At 71.5% G+C, this 18,374-nt stretch carries 19 protein-coding genes; 12 read left to right on the top strand and 7 right to left on the bottom strand.

The genetic code is table 11. The features are described 5' to 3' along the window. Window positions 1-120 precede the first annotated feature (120 nt). A complete protein-coding gene (locus ACIBK4_RS32710; RefSeq protein WP_399000553.1) occupies window positions 121-1,218 on the bottom strand; it encodes a mechanosensitive ion channel family protein in 1,098 nt (365 codons plus the stop codon). Window positions 1,219-1,542: 324 nt separating this feature from the next. Between ACIBK4_RS32710 and ACIBK4_RS32715 the strand changes: the two genes are divergently transcribed. Beyond that, window positions 1,543-2,079 (top strand): HNH endonuclease, encoded by a 537-nt coding sequence (locus ACIBK4_RS32715; RefSeq protein WP_020116449.1) that lies wholly within the window; start codon window positions 1,543-1,545, stop codon window positions 2,077-2,079. Window positions 2,080-2,162: 83 nt separating this feature from the next. On the opposite strand, the gene ACIBK4_RS32720 is transcribed toward ACIBK4_RS32715, so the two are convergent. The 3 genes from ACIBK4_RS32720 to ACIBK4_RS32730 are packed head-to-tail and all read right to left on the bottom strand — an operon-like array spanning window position 2,163 to window position 4,737. After that, window positions 2,163-3,512: an ABC transporter permease gene (locus tag ACIBK4_RS32720; RefSeq protein ID WP_399000555.1), complete on the bottom strand. Its 1,350-nt coding sequence runs from the start codon at window positions 3,510-3,512 to the stop codon at window positions 2,163-2,165. Continuing rightward, window positions 3,509-4,207, bottom strand: a complete 699-nt coding sequence (locus tag ACIBK4_RS32725) for an ABC transporter ATP-binding protein (RefSeq protein WP_399000557.1) — start codon at window positions 4,205-4,207, stop codon at window positions 3,509-3,511. The genes ACIBK4_RS32720 and ACIBK4_RS32725 overlap by 4 nt, the downstream gene beginning before the upstream one ends. After that, window positions 4,204-4,737: a PadR family transcriptional regulator gene (locus ACIBK4_RS32730; protein ID WP_329350855.1), complete on the bottom strand. Its 534-nt coding sequence runs from the start codon at window positions 4,735-4,737 to the stop codon at window positions 4,204-4,206. Before ACIBK4_RS32730 ends, ACIBK4_RS32725 begins: the two co-directional genes overlap by 4 nt. Window positions 4,738-4,924: 187 nt before the next feature. Here ACIBK4_RS32730 and ACIBK4_RS32735 point away from each other — a divergent pair, with 187 nt between their 5' ends. The 3 genes from ACIBK4_RS32735 to ACIBK4_RS32745 all read left to right on the top strand — a co-directional run bounded on the left by ACIBK4_RS32735 (window position 4,925) and on the right by ACIBK4_RS32745 (window position 7,759). Then, window positions 4,925-5,248 (top strand): hypothetical protein, encoded by a 324-nt coding sequence (locus tag ACIBK4_RS32735; protein WP_399000559.1) that lies wholly within the window; start codon window positions 4,925-4,927, stop codon window positions 5,246-5,248. Further along, window positions 5,249-7,411, top strand: coding sequence for a 4-alpha-glucanotransferase (gene malQ / locus ACIBK4_RS32740; RefSeq protein WP_399000561.1), 2,163 nt, complete (start codon window positions 5,249-5,251; stop codon window positions 7,409-7,411). It abuts the gene before it with no gap. Between the two features lie 66 nt (window positions 7,412-7,477). Then, window positions 7,478-7,759 carry a hypothetical protein gene (locus ACIBK4_RS32745; RefSeq protein ID WP_399000563.1) on the top strand — a complete coding sequence of 94 codons (282 nt, stop codon included), beginning with the start codon at window positions 7,478-7,480 and terminating at the stop codon, window positions 7,757-7,759. A gap of 97 nt (window positions 7,760-7,856) precedes the next feature. Here the strand turns inward: ACIBK4_RS32745 and ACIBK4_RS32750 are convergent, their stop codons facing one another. Beyond that, a complete protein-coding gene (locus ACIBK4_RS32750; RefSeq protein ID WP_399000565.1) occupies window positions 7,857-8,351 on the bottom strand; it encodes a MarR family winged helix-turn-helix transcriptional regulator in 495 nt (164 codons plus the stop codon). 151 nt (window positions 8,352-8,502) lie between these two features. On the opposite strand from ACIBK4_RS32750, the gene ACIBK4_RS32755 reads away from it, so the two are divergent. The 3 genes from ACIBK4_RS32755 to ACIBK4_RS32765 all read left to right on the top strand — a co-directional run bounded on the left by ACIBK4_RS32755 (window position 8,503) and on the right by ACIBK4_RS32765 (window position 11,609). Further along, window positions 8,503-9,585 carry an EamA family transporter gene (locus ACIBK4_RS32755; RefSeq protein WP_399000567.1) on the top strand — a complete coding sequence of 361 codons (1,083 nt, stop codon included), beginning with the start codon at window positions 8,503-8,505 and terminating at the stop codon, window positions 9,583-9,585. After that, window positions 9,504-10,778: a sigma-70 family RNA polymerase sigma factor gene (locus tag ACIBK4_RS32760; protein WP_399000794.1), complete on the top strand. Its 1,275-nt coding sequence runs from the start codon at window positions 9,504-9,506 to the stop codon at window positions 10,776-10,778. The genes ACIBK4_RS32755 and ACIBK4_RS32760 overlap by 82 nt, the downstream gene beginning before the upstream one ends. Window positions 10,779-10,850: 72 nt before the next feature. Then, a complete protein-coding gene (locus tag ACIBK4_RS32765; protein WP_399000569.1) occupies window positions 10,851-11,609 on the top strand; it encodes an SDR family NAD(P)-dependent oxidoreductase in 759 nt (252 codons plus the stop codon). A 59-nt stretch (window positions 11,610-11,668) separates the two neighbouring features. Here the strand turns inward: ACIBK4_RS32765 and pepN are convergent, their stop codons facing one another. Beyond that, entirely contained in the window at window positions 11,669-14,242 is a 2,574-nt protein-coding gene (pepN, locus tag ACIBK4_RS32770) for an aminopeptidase N (protein ID WP_399000571.1), read from the bottom strand. Between the two features lie 112 nt (window positions 14,243-14,354). On the opposite strand from pepN, the gene ACIBK4_RS32775 reads away from it, so the two are divergent. The 3 genes from ACIBK4_RS32775 (at window position 14,355) to ACIBK4_RS32785 (ending at window position 15,691) form a co-directional block, all read left to right on the top strand. Then, window positions 14,355-14,828, top strand: coding sequence for a DUF1203 domain-containing protein (locus ACIBK4_RS32775; protein ID WP_399000573.1), 474 nt, complete (start codon window positions 14,355-14,357; stop codon window positions 14,826-14,828). A 298-nt stretch (window positions 14,829-15,126) separates the two neighbouring features. Continuing rightward, on the top strand, window positions 15,127-15,357 hold the full coding sequence (locus tag ACIBK4_RS32780; protein WP_399000576.1) for a ribbon-helix-helix domain-containing protein: 231 nt from the start codon (window positions 15,127-15,129) through the stop codon (window positions 15,355-15,357). After that, window positions 15,344-15,691, top strand: coding sequence for a type II toxin-antitoxin system PemK/MazF family toxin (locus tag ACIBK4_RS32785; protein WP_399000578.1), 348 nt, complete (start codon window positions 15,344-15,346; stop codon window positions 15,689-15,691). Before ACIBK4_RS32780 ends, ACIBK4_RS32785 begins: the two co-directional genes overlap by 14 nt. A gap of 68 nt (window positions 15,692-15,759) precedes the next feature. Here ACIBK4_RS32785 and ACIBK4_RS32790 read toward each other — a convergent pair whose 3' ends face one another. Beyond that, entirely contained in the window at window positions 15,760-16,779 is a 1,020-nt protein-coding gene (locus ACIBK4_RS32790; RefSeq protein WP_399000581.1) for an aspartate-semialdehyde dehydrogenase, read from the bottom strand. Window positions 16,780-17,093: 314 nt separating this feature from the next. Here ACIBK4_RS32790 and ACIBK4_RS32795 point away from each other — a divergent pair, with 314 nt between their 5' ends. Beyond that, window positions 17,094-17,615 (top strand): sigma-70 family RNA polymerase sigma factor, encoded by a 522-nt coding sequence (locus tag ACIBK4_RS32795; protein WP_033284596.1) that lies wholly within the window; start codon window positions 17,094-17,096, stop codon window positions 17,613-17,615. A 1-nt stretch (window position 17,616) separates the two neighbouring features. After that, window positions 17,617-18,363, top strand: a complete 747-nt coding sequence (locus tag ACIBK4_RS32800) for a hypothetical protein (RefSeq protein WP_399000583.1) — start codon at window positions 17,617-17,619, stop codon at window positions 18,361-18,363. The last annotated feature ends 11 nt before the right edge of the window (window positions 18,364-18,374 follow it).

An 18,374-nucleotide genomic window follows, 5' to 3' on the forward strand; every position in this document is an offset into this window, starting at 1 on the left:
GGAAGGGCCTGCGACCTGGGTTTCCACATGCGTTCACTCGAACGGGTGTGCTGAACCGTTCCGCCCGACCTTGGCCCCGCCCCGGACCCCGTAGACCCCCGGAACGCCCGCCCCCTGCGACTACCGAGTCCCCGAACCCCGTTGCGAAGAGAGCGGCGAAGTATTGGCCACCTGAGGCGATTCCGAGTTCGAGTACACCGAAGGCGCAGCCACCGCCTCCGTAGGATCCGCCGTGTCCTCCACCGGATCAGCCGTAGCCCCGCCCACGATGCGAATGTTCGCCTCGTCGAAGGCCCGCTTCACCCGCCACCGCAGTTCCCGCTCCACGCTCACCGACTTGCCGGGCATCGTCCTCGCGGACAGCCGGACGACCATCGAGTCGATCAACACGCTGTCCAGGCCGAGGACTTCGATCGGGCCCCACAACAACTCGTTCCAGGGCTCCTCCTTGCTCATCCGCTCCGTGACCGAGTCGAGCGTGGCCTTCACCCGGTCCAGGTTTTCGGACGCCCTGACCGTCACGTCGACCCCCGCCGTCGCCCACCCCTGCGACAGGTTCCCGATGCGCTTGACCTCGCCGTTGCGGACGTACCAGATCTCGCCGTTGTCGCCGCGGAGTTTCGTCACGCGGAGGCCGACCTCGATGACCTCGCCGGAGGCGACCCCCGCGTCGATCTGGTCGCCGACGCCGTACTGGTCCTCAAGGATCATGAAGACGCCGGAGAGGAAGTCCGTGACCAGGTTGCGGGCGCCGAAACCGATCGCCACGCCCGCGACGCCGGCGGAGGCGAGCAGCGGGGCGAGGTTGATCTCGAAGGTGCCCAGGATCATCAGCGCGGCCGTGCCCAGGATCACGAACGAGGCCACCGAGCGGAGGACCGAGCCGATCGCCTGCGAGCGTTGGCGGCGGCGTTCCGCGTTCACCAGGAGACCGCCGAGCGCCGTGCCGTCCACCGATTCGACCGTGCGGTTCATCCGGTCTATCAGCTTGGTGATCGCCCGCCGTACCGTCATTCTCAGGACCGCCGCGATCACCACGATCAGCAGCACCCGCAGACCTATCGCCAGCCAGGTGGACCAGTTCTGCTCGACCCAGCTCGCGGCGTTGGTCGCGCTCTCCTGGGCGTCCTGGAGCGAGGGCACGGTCACCGCGGTCTCCGATGGCGACGGAGACGGCGACGGCGTAGCGGCGGCCAGTAGGACGGCGGACAAGGACACGGCAGGTACCTCCAGGTGCTGCGTCCGCCCTCCGGCACGGTCCGACAGGGGCAAGGTCACGAATAGGTCACCAAGAGGGCGGGTCCACCACACTATCGGGGCATCGTGTGTGGATCGTTGCCGTGTTCAGGGGAGAGGCTGTGCTCAGCCGGGAATGAACAGGTGGGACCGACCCACACCCGTCCCGGCCCCGCATCACATGTGGTCGAAAACACTCCCAGCCCGTTACCGGGACATGGTGGCGCTTCCACCAGGCATGAGGGGAGACTGACTACAGATCGTCCCGGCGCGAGCCACGCGCCGCCGACGCACAAGGAGGCATCCGTGCCGCATGTCCTGGTCCTCAACGCGTCGTACGAGCCACTCGGCGTCGTACCGCTCCGCCGCGCGCTCGTCCTCGTCCTGGAGAACAAGGCAGTCTCCCTTGAGGAATCCGGCGCCTTTATGCACAGCGCAACCGTCACAGTCCCCGCACCCAGCGTGGTCCGGCTCAAGCGATTCGTACGGGTTCCCTATCGGGGGCCCGTTCCTCTGACCCGCCGGGCGCTCTTCGCGCGCGACGGGGGCCGGTGCATGTACTGCGGTGGCGTCGCAACCAGCGTCGACCATGTCATTCCGCGCAGCCGCGGGGGCAAGCACGTCTGGGACAACGTGGTGGCGTCCTGCCGCCGCTGCAACCACGTGAAGGCCGACCGACACCTCTTCGAGATCGGCTGGCGGCTGCGCCACAAACCCGCCCCACCCACCGGCCTGGCCTGGCGCATCATCGGGACAGGTCATAGGGACCCGCGCTGGCTGCCGTACTTGCAGCCGTACGGCGCGGAGGACGCGATGGCCCGGATCGACGGCATCTCCGCCTGACGATCCGGGCTTTTGTGTACGCCCACGCATGGCGGTACGGAGTCGTCCGCCCCGGCAGTCCCCAGTGCTGCCGGGGCGGACGGTCATGCGTACCGCAACTCGCCCGGCCGCACCGACCGCCGTAGCAACGGCAGTGACGTGGCCGCCGCCAGCACGCAGGCCGCGTACACGCCGACCGGTACCAGCAGCGCCGCGTACGGCACCGGCACGTCCGTGTGCCGGGAGACCGCGGCGCCGTACCAGAAGCTGATCGCCGTGCCGCCGAGGCCCGCGACCGCGATCGCCGGGAACAGCGGGAGCGCGGTCTCCAGGAGGAGCGCGCGGGCCAGTACGGCGTGCGGTACCCCGGCCGCCGCCTGTGCGGCCAGGCCCCGGCGCCGGACGGCGAGGGACTCGGCGGTGCTCACGGCCAGGGCGGTCAGCACGAGCGTGAAGGCGACGAGGATCGCGGCGGCGGTGAGGTCGATGCCCGTCGTGTAGTAAGACATGCGCGTGCCGAGGTGGCCCCTGCGGCGCATGTCCTCCAGGCCCGCGAGCAGGATCTGCCGTACGCCCGCGAAGCCCGACCCGACGACCGTCACCAGCAGCAGCGCCGCATGGGTCCGGGCGGTCGACCAGGGGTCCTCGCGCAGCCGTTCCGCCGCGATCAGCAGGGCGGGGCGCGAGGTGCCGGCCGCGAAGCCCTCACCCAGTTGGCGGGACGAGGCCCCGGAGAGCCAGATCGCGATCAGGCTGATCAGGACCGCCAGGACCAGCACCGTCACGGGACCGAGGTCGAAGGACACAGGGCTGCCGAAGACCGGGGTCAGCGCGAGGGCCGCCAGTGTCACCGCCAGCAGCCGGGTCGCCGTACCGAACAGCCTGCCCGGGCCGCGCAGGGGTCGTACCCGCCGCACCCGGCCCAGCGGGTCCGCCACCACCCGGCGCAACGCCACCGCGCTCACGACCGCCCCCAGTACCGGCACGCCCACGGCGACCAGGACGACCCCGGCCCAGTCCGTCGCGTACGGCAGCAGCGGTACCACGACCGCCGTCGCCACCAGCGCCCCGGACAGGCACGCGAGCCCCGACTCCAGCGCCGCGATCCGCCGCACCTGCCACGGCCCGGCCCCCGCCAGCCGCAGCGCGGCCAGCCGCCGGTCCCGATGCACCGCCCCGATCCGCGCACACTGCCCGAGAAACCCGAGCACCGGAATCAGCAGCAGCCCGAGCGCCAGGCTCACGTTCTGCCGGTCACTGGGGGAGTCGAACAGCCCCGACCCGAAGGACACGGCGTAGAACCCGTCCAACGACCGCAGCGCTACGACCCCCAGGCCGATCCCCGTCGCCAGCGCGGCCCCGACCGCCGTGAGCCCGACCCGCCACCACTCCCGCCGGTCCGAACCCCGCGTCAGCAGCCAGGCCAGCCGCAGGTCCGCGGGCAGCGCGCTCATACCGTCACCCCCGCCGTCGCCACGGTCCCGTCCGCGAGCCGGATCTCGCGGTCCGCGTAGGCCGCGACCTGCGCGTCATGGGTGATCAGCAGCACCGCCGTACCGGACTCGCGGGCCGTCGTGACCAGGGCCGTCATCACCTGCTCGCTCGCCAGGGAGTCCAGCGCGCCGGTCGGTTCGTCCGCGAAGACGACCTTCGGGGAGGTGACCAACGCCCTTGCCAGCGCGACCCGTTGGGCCTGGCCGCCGCTCATCTCGCCCGGCCGCAGCTCGCCCTGCCCGCGCACCCCGAACCGCTCCAGCCACTCACCGGCCGCCGCCCGGGCGTCCGTACGCGAGGTGCCCGCGAGCAGCAGCGGCAGCGCGACGTTGTCGAGCGCCGTCAGCTCGGGTATCAGCTGGCCGAACTGGAAGACCACCCCGAACTCGGTGCGCCGCAGCTCACTGAGCCGCTTCTCCGGCAGCTCGTCCAGCCGTTCCCCCGCGTACGTCACGCTTCCCTCGTCGGGGCGGACGATCCCCGCCAGGCAGTGCAGCAGCGTGGATTTTCCGCTGCCGCTGGTTCCCGTCACGGCGAGGATCTCGCCGGCGCCCAGCTCGGCCGAGGCGCCGGTCAGTGCCCTCGTCCTGCCGTGCGTCTTGGCGAGGTCACGGGCCGCGAGGAGCGGCGCCGACGTGTCCCCCTGGTTGTTCATGCTGTGTCGACCTCCGCGGTCAGAGTGGTCAGCCGGGCCGCCGTCGTCGCCATCCAACGGAGGTCCGCGTCAAGGTGGTTGAGGGCGTAGTCCGCCGAGAGCACGGTCGCCAGGTCGGAGCCCTTGGCGGTCTTGACCGCCGTGAGTTCCCGCATCCGCTCCATGTGGGCGGCGCGTTGGGCCCGCAGATACGCCTCCGGGTCGCCGTCGGCCAGGATCGAGACGACGACCTTGGCGAAGATCTCGTTCGTCACGAAGGGCGCGGGCGGCGCGATCTCCCCCGCCCAGCGGGCGAGTTCACGCGAACCCTCCGCCGTCGAGCGGTACGCCGTGCGCTCCGGGCCGCCGTCCGAACCGGTGCCGTCGACCTCCGCGAGACCGTCCCGGACCAGGCGTTGCAGGGTCGTGTAGACCTGCCCGTACGCCAGCGGGCGGGCCTGCGGAAAACGTTCGTCGTGGCGTCGCTTGAGGTCGTAGCCGTGGCTCGGTCCTCCCGCGAGCAGGCCCAGCAGGATGTGGCGGGTGCTCATGGCGCTCAGTATGCACCGGATACATGTACTGAGTGAATAGTGATCAGCGGGAAAAGTACGGGGAGTGGGGGACGGGAGTGGCCGCAGTGCCACCCGTACCCCAACCTGGAGGTCTGCCGTCGCGTCCACTGGGTAGGGCTTGCGGTGACCACATCCCACGCTCGCCCGACACGACAAGGAGGCCCCCGTGGCCGCAGCATCGGCATCACTTCCGCGCCCGGCCCGCTCCAAACGCACCGCGGAGCCGGCCGCCGACCCCGACCTGTTCTTCGTCGACTCCGAGGGCGCCTGGGCCGAGACCCCGCTCACCAGCGAACCGCCGCTCGCCGACGCCGAACCCCTCACCAGCGAGCCCCCGCTCGCCGACACCGCCCCGCTCACCAGCGAGTCCGCCACGATGGACGCACCGCTGACCAGCGAGGCCGGCCTGATCGACGACCCGATGACGACGAGCGGTGAACTCGCCGCCCTGGCCGACCCGTTCGCCGACCCGGACTCGACGAGGCCCTAGATGACCGCACCCCGGCCGGCCGACACCCTCGGCGAGGAGCTGGCGCACCTCGCCGAACTGCACGGCGTCGCCACCGCCTACAGCCCCTCACCGGACCGCGCGGTCCCCGCCTCGCCCGTCGCGGTCGTCGCCGCGCTGGCCGCCCTCGGCGTCGACGCGAGCACCCCGCAGGCCACGGCCGCCGCGCTCGCCGTCCGCCAGCAGGAGCTGGCCGCACGGCTGTTGCCGCCCACCGTCGTCGGCCGCCACGGCTCCACGCCCGCCGCGCTCGACGCGCTGCCCGAGGGCACCGTGCTGCACATCGAGACCGAGCAGGGGGAGTTGAGGGCGAGCGCCGAGGAACTCCCGCCCGGCGTCCACCACTTGACCGCCACCGCACCGGACGGCCGTAGCGCCGAGGCCCATCTCGTCATCGCCCCGGACCGGTTGCCCACGCCCACCGCGCGGTCGTACGGACTGATGGTGCAGGTCTACTCGCTCCTCTCGCGGCACTCCTGGGGTATGGGCGACCTCGGCGATCTGGGGGAGCTGACCGCCTGGGCCGGGCGCTCGCTCGGGGCCGGATTCGTGCAGGTCAACCCGCTGCACGCGGCCGTACCCGGCGCCCCCACCGACCCCTCCCCGTACCGGCCGTCCTCGCGCCGCTTCCCCGACCCGGTGTATCTGCGGGTCGAGGACGTCCCCGAGTTCGCCTACGTCGAGGAGGGCGAGCGCGAGCAGCTGCGCGGGCTCCTCGAACGGGCCGCGCGACTGCGCGAATCCGTCCTGGACAAGGGCGCGTTGATCGACCGCGACGCCGTCTGGGAGCTGAAGCGCGAGGCGCTGGAACGCGTCCGCGAGGTCCCCCTCGGCCCCGGACGACGGGCCGCCTACGTCGACTTCCTCGCCCGCGAGGGCGAGGCGCTGGAGGACCACGCCACCTGGTACGCGCTCGCCGAGGTGCACGGCTCGAACTGGCGCGCGTGGCCGGCCGGCCTGCGCGACCCGCGCTCACCCGAAACCGCCCGCGCCCGGGGCGAGTTGATGGACCGCGTCGACTTCCACTGCCGTCTCGCCTGGCTCACCGACGACCAACTCACCGCCGCCCAAAGGGCAGCGCGGGACGCGGGCATGCCGATCGGCGTCGTGCACGACCTCGCGGTCGGGGTGCATCCCGATGGCGCCGACGCCTGGGCGCAACAGGAGTATTTCGCCGCCGGCATGTCCGTCGGCGCACCCCCGGACGCCTTCAACTCCCTCGGCCAGGACTGGGGTCTGCCCCCCTGGCGCCCCGACCGCCTCGCCGCCTCCGGCTACGCCCCGTACCGCCGCCTGCTCCGCGCGCTCTTCCGTTACGCGGGCGCCCTGCGCATCGACCACGTCATGGGCCTGTTCCGCCTCTGGTGGGTTCCCCAGGGTCACCCGCCCACCGAGGGCACCTACGTCCGCTACGACGCCGAGGCCATGCTCGCCGTCCTCGCGCTGGAGGCCTCGCGCGCCGGGTCCGTGGTGATCGGCGAGGACCTGGGGACCGTAGAGCCGGGTGTGCGTGAGACCTTGCAGGAGCGCGGGGTGCTCGGGACGTCGGTGCTGTGGTTCGAGCGGGACTGGGAGGGCGACGGGCGGCCGCTCGCGCCGGAGAAGTGGCGGGCCGACTGCCTCGCCACCGCCACCACCCACGACCTCCCGCCCACCGCGGCCCGCCTCACCGGCGAACACGTCGAACTCCGCGACCGGCTCGGCCTGTTGACCCGGCCCGTGGAGGAGGAGCGGATCGAGTCCGCGACCGATGTGGGGGAGTGGCTGGCGCTGCTGGCCCGGCTCGGCCTCTACGAACACCCCGGGGGCGGCGGGCGCCCCGCGTCCGAGGAGGAGGCGGAGATCCACGCCGTCCACCGTTTCCTGCTGCGCACCCCGGCCCGCATGATCGGCGTCTGGCTCCCGGACACCATCGGCGACCGGCGCCCGCAGAACCTGCCCGGCACGTGGGACCAGTATGCGAACTGGCGCCTGCCGATCGCCGACGCGGAGGGCCGTCCGGTGACGCTGGAGGAGCTGGCCGCGTCGCCGCGGCTGCACGCGCTGGTGGATGTGTTGCGGGTGGGGCTGGGGGAGGGGGCGGGTTCGGGCCCGGAAACCGGCTCGGAGACGGGGGCGGAGGTCGGTGGGGACGGGGGTCTGTGAGGCCCGTACGCCCCATACGGCACCCCCGGGCGCGCGGCTCGTTCGGGCGTTCGCTACTTTTGCACCGTGGACAAGAAGAACGCCCTGCGCGCCGGCGCCCTGGCTGCCGGTACGACGCTGATGATGCTGCTCATGACGTCCCCCGCGCTCGCGCTCACCCGCGACGACGGTGACGACCCGGGCAAGGGCCTGAGCGTCGCCGAGACGCTGGGGCTCTTCGTCCTGTGCCCGCTCGCCCTGTTCGCGATCATCGCGGGCCTCGTGCTCGTGCTGGACAAGTCCAAGGACCGCGAGCCGAAGGCCAAGCCCGGCACGAAGGCCGGCACGGCCGTCGACGCGAAGGTCTGACCTCACGCTTCTGTAGGGCGTCCGGATCACCCGTCGTGGTGAGACGGGCGCCCTTGGCATGTCTTCCGCCGGGTCGTCCGGTTCCGCCGCCGGGCCCTCAGCGCTCGGTGGTCGTCAGCAACTTCCGCAACAGGTCGGCCAGTTGGCCGGCCTGTTCCGCGTCCAGGCCGGACAGGGCCGCCGTCTGGGTGGCGAGGCCCGAGCCGACCGCCTCGTCGATCAACGCCAACCCCTTCTCCGTCAGCGTGACTTGGAGACCCCGGCGGTCGTGCGGGTCGGGGGAGCGGCGGAGCAGACCCGCCCGTTCCAGTTTGTCGAGGCGGCCCGTCATGCCGCCCGTGGTGAGCATCAGCGTCGCCGACAGCTCGCGCGGCGACAGCGTGTACGGCTCGCCGGCCCGGCGCAGGGTCGCGAGGACGTCGAACTCGCCGCGCGAGATGCCGTGCGGGACGTACGCCTTCTCCATGCGGTCGCCCATGGCCCGGGCGAGCCGGAAGATCCGCCCGAAGACCTCCATCGCCGCGGTGTCGAGGTCGGGCCGCACCGTCGCCCACTGCTCGACGATCGCGTCGACCGGGTCCTTGTCGCTCATGGGGTGAGTATCCGCCGGTCAGTGGGTCGGTCGCAAGAAAGTGGATCACTGGTCAGTGGATCGGCGGTCAGTCGGTCACGGGTTAGTGGCTTGACGCTAACTAGCTTACGGCTAAGCTAGTTAGCAGCGACCTACTTGAAGGGTGCGTCCCATGCCCACCACGAGCCGCCGCTCGACCCTCATAGCCCTCACCGCGCTCGCCCCCGTCTCCTGGGGCACCACCTACGCCGTCACCACCCAGTTCCTCCCGCCCGACCGCCCGCTCTTCACCGGCCTGATGCGCGCCCTCCCCGCCGGTCTCGTGCTGCTCGCGATCGCCCGGGTGCTGCCGCGCGGCGCCTGGTGGTGGAAGGCGACGGTGCTCGGGGCGCTGAACATCGGCGCGTTCTTCCCGCTGCTGTTCCTGTCCGCGTACCGGCTCCCGGGCGGCATGGCGGCGGTCGTCGGCTCGATCGGGCCGCTCTTCGTGGTCGGCCTCTCGGCGGTCCTGCTGGGGCAGCGGCCCACGGCCCGAAGCGTGCTCACCGGCGCGGTCGCGGCCTTCGGCGTCAGTCTCGTCGTCCTGAAGGCGGCCGGAGCGCTCGACCCGGTCGGGGTGCTCGCGGCCCTGGCCTCCACCGCGTCGATGTCCACCGGCACCGTGCTGACCAAGCGCTGGGGCCGCCCCGCCGGTGTCGGCCCGCTCGCCCTCACCGGCTGGCAGCTCACCGTCGGCGGGCTGCTGATCGCGCCGGTCGCCTTCCTGGTCGAGGGGGCGCCGCCCGCGCTGGACGGGCGGGCGATCGGCGGTTACCTGTACCTCGCACTGGCGAACACGGCGATCGCGTACTGGCTCTGGTTCCGGGGTATCGGCCGGCTCTCCGCCACCCAGGTCACCTTCCTCGGCCCGCTCTCCCCGCTGACCGCCGCCGTCGTCGGCTGGGCGGCGCTCGGGCAGGCGCTCACGGCGGTGCAGGTGGCGGGGATGGCGCTGGCGTTCGGCGCGACGGTGTTCGGGCAGATCGGTTCGCGCACCCCTCGCGTTCCCGTCCGCGGGGTAGCGTCACGCGGGAACACCGTGACGCAACGCCGGAGGCGCTCGTGGCCGCAGACTCCTGCCCCAGTTGTGGCAAGCCGCTCACCGCACGGGCGGGCCGTACCGGCCGGCGTTCCGTGTACTGCTCCGCCGCCTGCCGGCAGAAGGCCTACCGGGAGCGGCAGGGCGGTGGCGGCGGGGTCGGAGTCGACGGGCTGATCAAGGAGATCGGGCGGCAGGTGGAGGAGTTGGTGCCGCAGCCGCCTTCCGTCTTCTACTCCGGTGTGACGGAACTGTCGTCGTCCGTCGCGCGGCTGCGGCGGGTGGCGCGCACGGCACGGGACACCGCCCAGGAGCCGGCCCGGGAATCCGTCACGCACGTACCCGTTACGGAAGTCACCGCCGCTTCCGAATCCCCTGTCCTTCCCCAAGTCCCCGTCGACGAAGGGGACTTCGCTGCCCTCGTCGAGTCCCACCGGCGGGAGATCCAGGTCCACTGCTACCGCATGACCGGCTCGTACGACGACGCCGAGGACCTGGTGCAGGAGACGTTCCTGCGGGCCTGGCGGGCCCGGGACACCTTCCAGGGGCGGGCCGGTGCCCGTACCTGGCTGTACCGCATCGCCACCAACGCCTGCCTGGACTTCCAGCGCCGTACGGCCCGTCGCCCCCGGCGCTACGAACCGTTGCCCGGCATGAACCACGGCGGCGGGGAGCCGCCCGCCCGTATCACCTGGCTACAGCCTTACCCCGACGACGAGTTGCCCTCCGCCGAGGAGCAGCCGGAGGCCGCCGCGGTCTCCCGCGAGACCCTCGAACTGGTCTTCCTGGCCGCCGTGCAGCATCTCCCGCCTCGCCAGCGCGCGGTGTTGGTGCTGCGGGACGTGCTCGGGCTGACCGCCGTGGAGACCGGCGAGGCGCTCGACATGACCGTGGCCTCGGTCAACAGCGCGCTGCAACGGGCCCGCCCCACCCTGCGCGACCGCTTGCCCGGCCGCCGTGCGGACTGGACGACCGCCGAACCCACCGAGCGTCAACGCACCCTGCTCAAGCGGTACATGGCCGCCGCCGAACGCCTCGACCTGTCCGAGGTCGCCGCCCTGCTCAGCGAGGACGTCACCCTCACCATGCCGCCGAACCCGTTCTGGTTCACCGGCCGCGACGCGCTCGTGGAGTTCCTGAGCGTGAGCCTCGACGCCAACTCGCCCATGTTCCTCGGCCATTGGCGCCATCTGCCCGCTCGCGCCAACGGGCAGTTGGCGGCCGGGGGTTACGTCCGCCGCCCCGGTACGACCGTCTACCGCGCCCAAGTTCTCGACGTGCTGCGCTTCGACGCCGACGACCGGATCGCCGAGATCACGTCCTTCGAACCGCACCTGTTCCCGGCCTTCGGGCTGCCGCTGCGCCTGTGAGCGATGAGTGGTGGGCTCCCTGTGCGTCTGTACTGCCGACTCGAACGACCCACGACCCACAAGGAGTTCACCATGCTGCTCACCGACAAGACCGCGGTCATTTACGGCGCCGGCGGCTCGATCGGCGGTGCGGTCGCCCGCGCCTTCGCCGCCGAGGGGGCCCGCGTCCACCTCGTGGGGCGCACCCGGGAGACGCTGGAGGCCGTGGCCAGTGACATCAAGGACGCCGAGGTGGCCGTCGTGGACGCCCTCGACGAGTCGGCCGTCACGGAGCACCTCGCCCGCGTCGGCGACATCGACATCTCCTTCAACCTCGTCTCGCGCGGCGACGTCCAGGGACTGCCGATCACCGAGATGCCCGTCGACGCCTTCCTCGCGCCGGTGATCAACGGCACCCGCGCCAACTTCATCACCGCCCGCGCCGCCGCCCGCCGCATGGCCGAACGCGGTTCCGGTGTCGTCCTGACCCTCAACAGCGGTTCCGCGCACGGCAGTCCGATGATGGGAGGCACCGGTCCCGCCGACGCGGCGACCGACAGCCTGGTGCGCAACCTGGCGATGGAGTTGGGCTCGCGCGGGGTGCGTGCCGTAGGACTGTGGGCCGCCGGGATCCCCGAGACCCTGACCGTCGAGAAGCTCGGCAAGGTCAACCCCGACCTCAACGAGGCGGCGATCCAGGGCATCCTGGACCATCTGTCGAGCCTGCGGATGACCCGCCGCAACCCGACCCTCGCGGAGATCACCGCCACCGCCGTGTTCCTCGCCTCGGACCACGCGGCGAGCATCACCGGCACGTTCGTCAATGTCACCGGCGGGATGTTCCCGGGCTGAGGAGACGACGAAGGGCGCCCGGTGCATGCACCGGGCGCCCTTCGTCGTCGTAGAACCGGCTAGGAAGCGGCCGCGTCCGCGGCCTGGGCCTTGAGTGCGCGCTCGACGCCCGAGCGGGACTCCGAGACCAGGCGGCGGAGGGCCGCGTTGGGCTCGGCGCTGGTCAGCCAGGTGTCCGTGCGGTCCAGGGTGTCCTGGGAGACCTGGATCGACGGGTAGAGGCCGATCGCGATCTGCTGGGCGATCTCGTGCGAGCGGGTGTCCCAGACCTCCTTGACGGCGGCGAAGTACTTCTCCGTGTACGGCGCCAGGAGTTCGCGCTGGTCGGTCTGGACGAAGCCCGAAATCACCGCTTCCTGAAGGGCGTTGGGAAGCTTGTCGGACTCGACGACCTGTGCCCAGGCCTCCGCCTTCGCCTCCGCGGTCGGGCGGGCGGCACGGGCGGTCGCCGCGTGGCGCTCACCGGCGGCTGTCTTGTCCCGCTCGTGCTCGGAGGCGATGTCCTCCTCGTCGAAGTGCCCGACCGCCACGAGCCGTTCGACGAACGCCCAGCGCAGCTCGGTGTCGACGGCCAGACCCTCGATCGTCGTCGCGCCGTCCAGCAGGGAGTCCAGCAGGTCCACCTGCTCCGGGGTGCGCGCGGTCGCCGCGAACGCCCGTGCCCAGGCCAGCTGGTGGTCGCTGCCGGGCTCGGCCGAGCGCAGGTGCGCCAGGGTGGCGTCCGTCCAGCGGGTGAGCAGGGCGTCGCGGGCGGCCGGGTCGGCGTACAGCTCGATCGCGAGCTTCACCTGGCGGTGCAGCGACTGCACGACGCCGATGTCGGACTCCTTGCCGATGCCCGAGAGGACGAGGGAGAGGTAGTCACGGGTGGCGAGTTCGGCGTCCCGCGTCATGTCCCAGGCCGAGGCCCAGCACAGGGCGCGGGGGAGCGAGGACTCGAAGTCGCCGAGGTGCTCGGTGACGAACGCGAGGGACTGCTCGTCGAGGCGGACCTTCGCGTACGACAGGTCGTCGTCGTTGAGCAGGACGACGTCCGGGCGGCGCTTGCCCACCAGCTGCGGTACGGCGGTGAGTTCGCCGTCCACGTCCAGCTCGACGCGCTCGTCGCGGACCAACTTGCCGGTGTCCTCGTCGAGTTCGTAGAGGCCGACCGCGATGCGGTGCGGGCGGAGGGTCGGCTCGCCCTTCGCGCCCTCAGGGAGTGCCGGGGCCTGCTGCCTGATCGCGAAGGCGGTGATGACGCCGTCGGCGTCGGTCTCGATCTCCGGGCTCAGGATGTTGATGCCGGCCGTCTCCAGCCACAGCTTCGACCAGCTCTTCAGGTCACGCCCGGAGGTCTCCTCCAGGGCGCCGAGCAGGTCGGACAGGCGGGTGTTGCCGTACGCGTGACGCTTGAAGTACGCCTGCACGCCCGCGAAGAACTCGTCCATGCCGACGTACGCGACGAGCTGCTTGAGCACGCTCGCGCCCTTGGCGTACGTGATGCCGTCGAAGTTGACGAGGACGTCGTCGAGGTCGTTGATCTCGGCCATGATCGGGTGGGTGGAGGGCAGTTGGTCCTGCCGGTAGGCCCACGTCTTCATGGAGTTGGCGAACGTCGTCCAGGAGTGCGGCCAGCGCGACTGCGGGGCGTAGGCCTGGCAGGCGGCCTCGGCGTAGGTGGCGAACGACTCGTTCAGCCACAGGTCGTTCCACCACTCCATGGTGACCAGGTCGCCGAACCACATGTGGGCCAGCTCGTGCAGGATCGTGGCGGCCCGCACCTCGTACGCGGCGTCCGTGACCTTCGAGCGGAACACGTACTGGTCCCGGATGGTGACGGCACCGGCGTTCTCCATCGCGCCCGCGTTGAACTCCGGGACGAACAGCTGGTCGTACTTCTTGAAGGGGTACGCGTAGTCGAACTTCTCCTGGAACCAGTCGAATCCCTGCCGCGTGACCTCGAAGATGGCGTCCGAGTCGAGGAATTCGGCGAGCGAGGGCCGGCAGTAGATGCCGAGCGGGACGCTCTGCCCGTCCTTCTCGTACACGCTGTGGACGGAGTGATAAGGCCCGACGATCAGCGCGGTGATGTACGTCGAGATGCGCGGCGTCGGCTCGAACACCCAGGTGTCGTCCCGGGGTTCGGGCGTCGGGGAGTTGGAGATGACGGTCCAGCCGGAGGGCGCCTTCACGGTGAACTGGAAGGTGGCCTTGAGGTCGGGCTGCTCGAAGGAGGCGAAGACGCGCCGCGCGTCCGGGACCTCGAACTGGGTGTAGAGGTAGGCCTGTTGGTCGACGGGGTCGACGAACCGGTGCAGCCCCTCACCGGTGTTGGTGTAAGCGCAGTCGGCGACAACGCGCAGAACGTTCGGCCCCTCCAACAACCCGGCCAGGGCGATCCGCGAGTCCTTGAAGACCTCGTCCGGGTCGAGCGGGTCGCCGTTCAGCGTCACCTCGTGGACGGCCGGGGCGATCAGGTCGATGAAGGACTCGGCGCCGCCCTCCGTCACATCGAAGCGCACCGTCGTCGCGGACCTGTAGGTCCCGCCCTCCTGCGCGCCGGAGAGGTCGAGATCGATCTCGTACGAGTCAACGGTGAGCAGCGTTGCCCGCTGCCGCGCCTCTTCGCGAGTCAGGTTTGTGCCAGGCACGCGGTCATCTCCTCGTTATGTGTGGGTTGCGCCATCCTTCCATGGGAGCTGCGGGAAGCGCGATGTCCGTATCCCGCCGGTGAGCGGGGCGGACGAGCGCGAGTCTGGGTTCATGACGACGTACACGGCACGACCCGTAGACCCCACGGTCCTGAAGGGGCTGCGCACTGCTGACGATGCGGGACGCCGAATGGTTCCCGTCCTCGATGAGGAGGGCGGTGCTCCGCTCCGCTGCTGCCTGCGCCGCAGTGAGCCCGGCGAGCGGATCGCCCTGGTCTCGTACGCCCCGCTGCGGCGCTGGGCTGCGGAAACGGGCGCGGAGCTGGGGGCTTACGACGAACAGGGCCCGGTGTTCGTCCACGCGGAGGAGTGCGGGGGGCCTGCGGCCGGCTCCGGGTATCCCTTCGCGGGGGCCCACCGGGTGCTGCGGCGGTACTCGGCCGAGGGGCACATCCTGGGCGGCGAGCTGGTCGACGCCCTCGACGACGACGCCTTCGCCCGGGCCTTCGCGGATCCGGCCGTGGTTCTCGTCCACGTCCGGGCGGTGGAGTACGGGTGCTTCTTCTTCGAGGTACGCCGGGCGTGACCCCCTGGGGGCTCCGCCCCCAGACCCCCATCGGCCCTGAAGGGGCCTCGTCCTCAAACGCCGGACGGGCTGACATTGCGGGCCTGTGCCGAAGAGGTGCCGGACGGGCTGAAGTTGCGGGTCTGTGCTGAACAGGTGCCGCCACTCCGAGCACCGCCCCCAGCGGGTGGGTGGGGGCTCGGGATGGCGCAGCCTCGTCCTCAAACGCCGGACGGGCTGGGTGTAGTCGGCCGGCGTTGCGAGAAGGTGGTAGGGCTGGCGGTAGGCAAGGTAGTCATACCTCGGGTATCCTCAGGGTATGAAGATCAGTGTGAGCCTGCCGGAGGACGATGTCGCGTTCGTCGACGAGTACGCGGCCAAGAAGGCGGCCGACTCGCGGTCCGCCGTGATACACGCCGCCATCGAGCTGCTGCGGCAGTCGCAGCTGGAGCAGGAGTACACGGAGGCGTTCGCGGAGTGGGACGGCAGTGAGGACGCCGCGTTCTGGGACCAGTTCTCGGCGGACGGGTTGACCGATGAAGCGCGGTGACATCTACCTGGTCGACTACGAGCCCGCGCGCGGGAGCGAGGCCAACAAGGCGCGTCCCGCCGTGATCGTGTCCAACGACGGCGCCAACGCATCGGTGGAGCGGACGGGACGGGGTGTCGTGACGCTGGTGCCGCTCACCTCGAACACGGCTCGGGTGTATCCGTTCCAGGTGCTGCTGCCCGCGGAGGAGTCCGGTCTGCCGAAGGACTCCAAGGTCCAGTGCGAGCAGATCCGGGCGCTCGCGGCGGACCGGCTGCTGCGCTCGATCGGCTCGGTTCCGCGGCAGCGCATGGCCGAGATCGACATCGCGCTGCGGCGGCACCTCGCGCTCTGACACACATCAAGGGGCGCCCACCGGCCATCGGTGGGCGCCCCTTCGTCGTACCGCTTACTCGGTACCGCCTACTTGGTGTTCAGCTCCGCCGCCACCAGCTCCGCGATCTGCACCGCGTTCAGCGCGGCGCCCTTGCGGAGGTTGTCGTTGGAGATGAACATCGCCAGCCCGTGCTCGACCGTCTCGTCCGCGCGGATGCGGCCGACGTAGGACGGGTCCTGGCCGGCCGCCTGGAGGGGGGTCGGGATGTCGCTCAGGGCCACACCCGGGGCGCCGCCGAGCAGCTCGGTGGCGCGCTCGACCGAGAGGGGCCGGGCGAAACGGGCGTTGACCTGGAGGGAGTGCCCCGAGAAGACCGGCACGCGGACGCAGGTGCCGGAGACCTTCAGCTCCGGGATCTCCAGGATCTTGCGAGACTCGCTGCGGAGCTTCTGCTCCTCGTCGGTCTCGTGGCGGCCGTCGTCGACGATCGAGCCCGCGAGGGGGAGGACGTTGAAGGCGATGGGCCGCTTGTAGACCTGCGGCTCGGGGAAGTCGACCGCCGAACCGTCGTGCGTGAGCTTGTCCGCGTCGGCCACGACCTTCAGCGCCTGCCCGTGCAGCTCCGCCACACCGGACAGACCCGAACCGGACACCGCCTGGTACGTGGCGACGACCAGCGCCTCGAGCCCCGCCTCCGCGTGCAACGGCTTCAGCACCGGCATCGCGGCCATCGTCGTGCAGTTCGGGTTGGCGATGATGCCCTTGGGGCGGTCGATGATCGCGTGCGGGTTCACTTCCGAGACGACCAGCGGGACCTGCGGGTCCTTGCGCCACGCGGAGGAGTTGTCGATGACGACGGCGCCCTGCGCGGCGACCTTTTCGGCCAGCGCCTTCGACGTCGCGCCGCCCGCCGAGAACAGCACGATGTCGAGCCCGGAGTAGTCCGCGGTCGACGCGTCCTCCACCGTCACGCCGTCCAGGATCGTCCCCGCCGAACGGGCCGAGGCGAACAGGCGCAGCTCGGTGACCGGGAAGTCCCGCTCCACGAGGATCCTGCGCATGACCGTGCCGACCTGACCGGTGGCTCCGACGATTCCGACCTTCACGGCGACTCCCTTTGCGTGCGTTCTACGTGGTCCAGCGCTTCCATGATGCGTCTCACCCGTGCCCGCGTGTCCAATCCTTTCGCGGTCCGGCCCGAGGAGTGGGACGCGCCACCCGACCGCCCCCGGACCGATCCTGCGGCGGCGGCTCCGCGCGCTGCGAGAAATCCGTCCCGCACCGGCCCCGCACCGCAAGCCGTCCCGCCCGCCGGTGTGATCCACGCCTCCGCCCGCCGCCGCGGAAAACTCGTCCCCCCTCGGCCGAACGTTTCCGCCCCCTCCCGCGTCGTAGAGGAAACGCGGTGAGGGGGTGGCTTGTGCTGCGCAGAAAGGCCCGCCGGGTCCAGGAGGACGCCGATCCTCTGGACGCGGCCCAGGAACGCCGGGTACGGGCGGTGCTCGCGCTCGGCGGGGTGCCGCAGGCGGATCTGCCGGACGGCGTCCAGCAGGTACGGCTGCGGTTGCTGGAGCGCGCGGCGAAGGGCGACGAGGCGCCGCGCGACGTCTCGGCGTGGGCGGCGGTCGTCGCCTCCAACCTCGCCATGGACTGGCACCGCGCCAAACGCCGCCAGGAACGGGTGGGGGAGCGCCTCGCCTCCCTGCGCCAGCTGGAGCACCCCTCCGGCGAGGACACGAGCGTCCTGTCCCTGGCGGTGGCCCAGGGCCTGGACGAACTGCCCGACCAGCACCGCCAGGTCCTCGTCCTGCGCTTCTTCGCCGACCTCCCCGTGCGCGGGATCGCCGAGGAACTCGGCATCCCGGAAGGCACGGTCAAGAGCCGGCTGCACTCCGCGGTCCGCGCCCTGCGCGACCGCCTGCACGAGGACGAGGTGGTGTGACGTGGCTCCCGAGTACGACGGCGTGGACGCGCTGATGGCCGCGATCACGGACGAGCCGCTGCCGGAAGCGGCCCGCGCGGACGCCGGGTTCATGGCCGAACACGCGGTCGCTACGGCCGAAGTGGCGCTGTTGCGCGAGCAGTTGGGCCTCATCGGACACGCCCTCTCCGAACCCGAACCCGAACCTGAACCCGCGCCGAAGCCGTCCCGTCCGACCCGCCGCCGCCGTCCCGCCCTGCGCGTCCTCGCCTACGGCACCCTCGCGACGGCCGTGGTCGCCACGATGATCACCGGGCTCGCCTGGCTGACCGCGCACAACGGGATCTCGGGCGGCGCGGCGAGCAACAGCGCGGACCAGGGGGCGAAGACCGCCTCCGGCCCGGCGCAGGACAAGGCGCCGGAGGCCTCGGGCGCCCTGTCCGACCCGGAGCTGTACGTGGCCTGCTCCCGCCTCATCGTCGAGGGGACGGTGACCGAGGTGCGGCCGGGCTCCGACCCCCGGAAACGGATCACGCTCGCCGTCACCCGCTCCTACCGGCCAGCCCACGGCCCGGCCGACGTCACGGTCGTCCTGGACGCGGGGGCCCAACCGGCGCCGCGCCAGGGGCAGCACGTGCTGGTCGGGGTCCCGAAGGGCTCGGACACGGCGACCCTCTGGGCCGTGGGCGACGACGCGGTCGCCACGGACAGTGCCGCGATCGTCGAGGCGCTGACCGGGCCCGGCACCACTACCTGCCCGACCGGCTGACAACGAGAAGG

It is taken from the genome of Streptomyces sp. NPDC050528, from assembly GCF_044457795.1.
Taxonomy (GTDB): Bacteria; Actinomycetota; Actinomycetes; order Streptomycetales; family Streptomycetaceae; genus Streptomyces.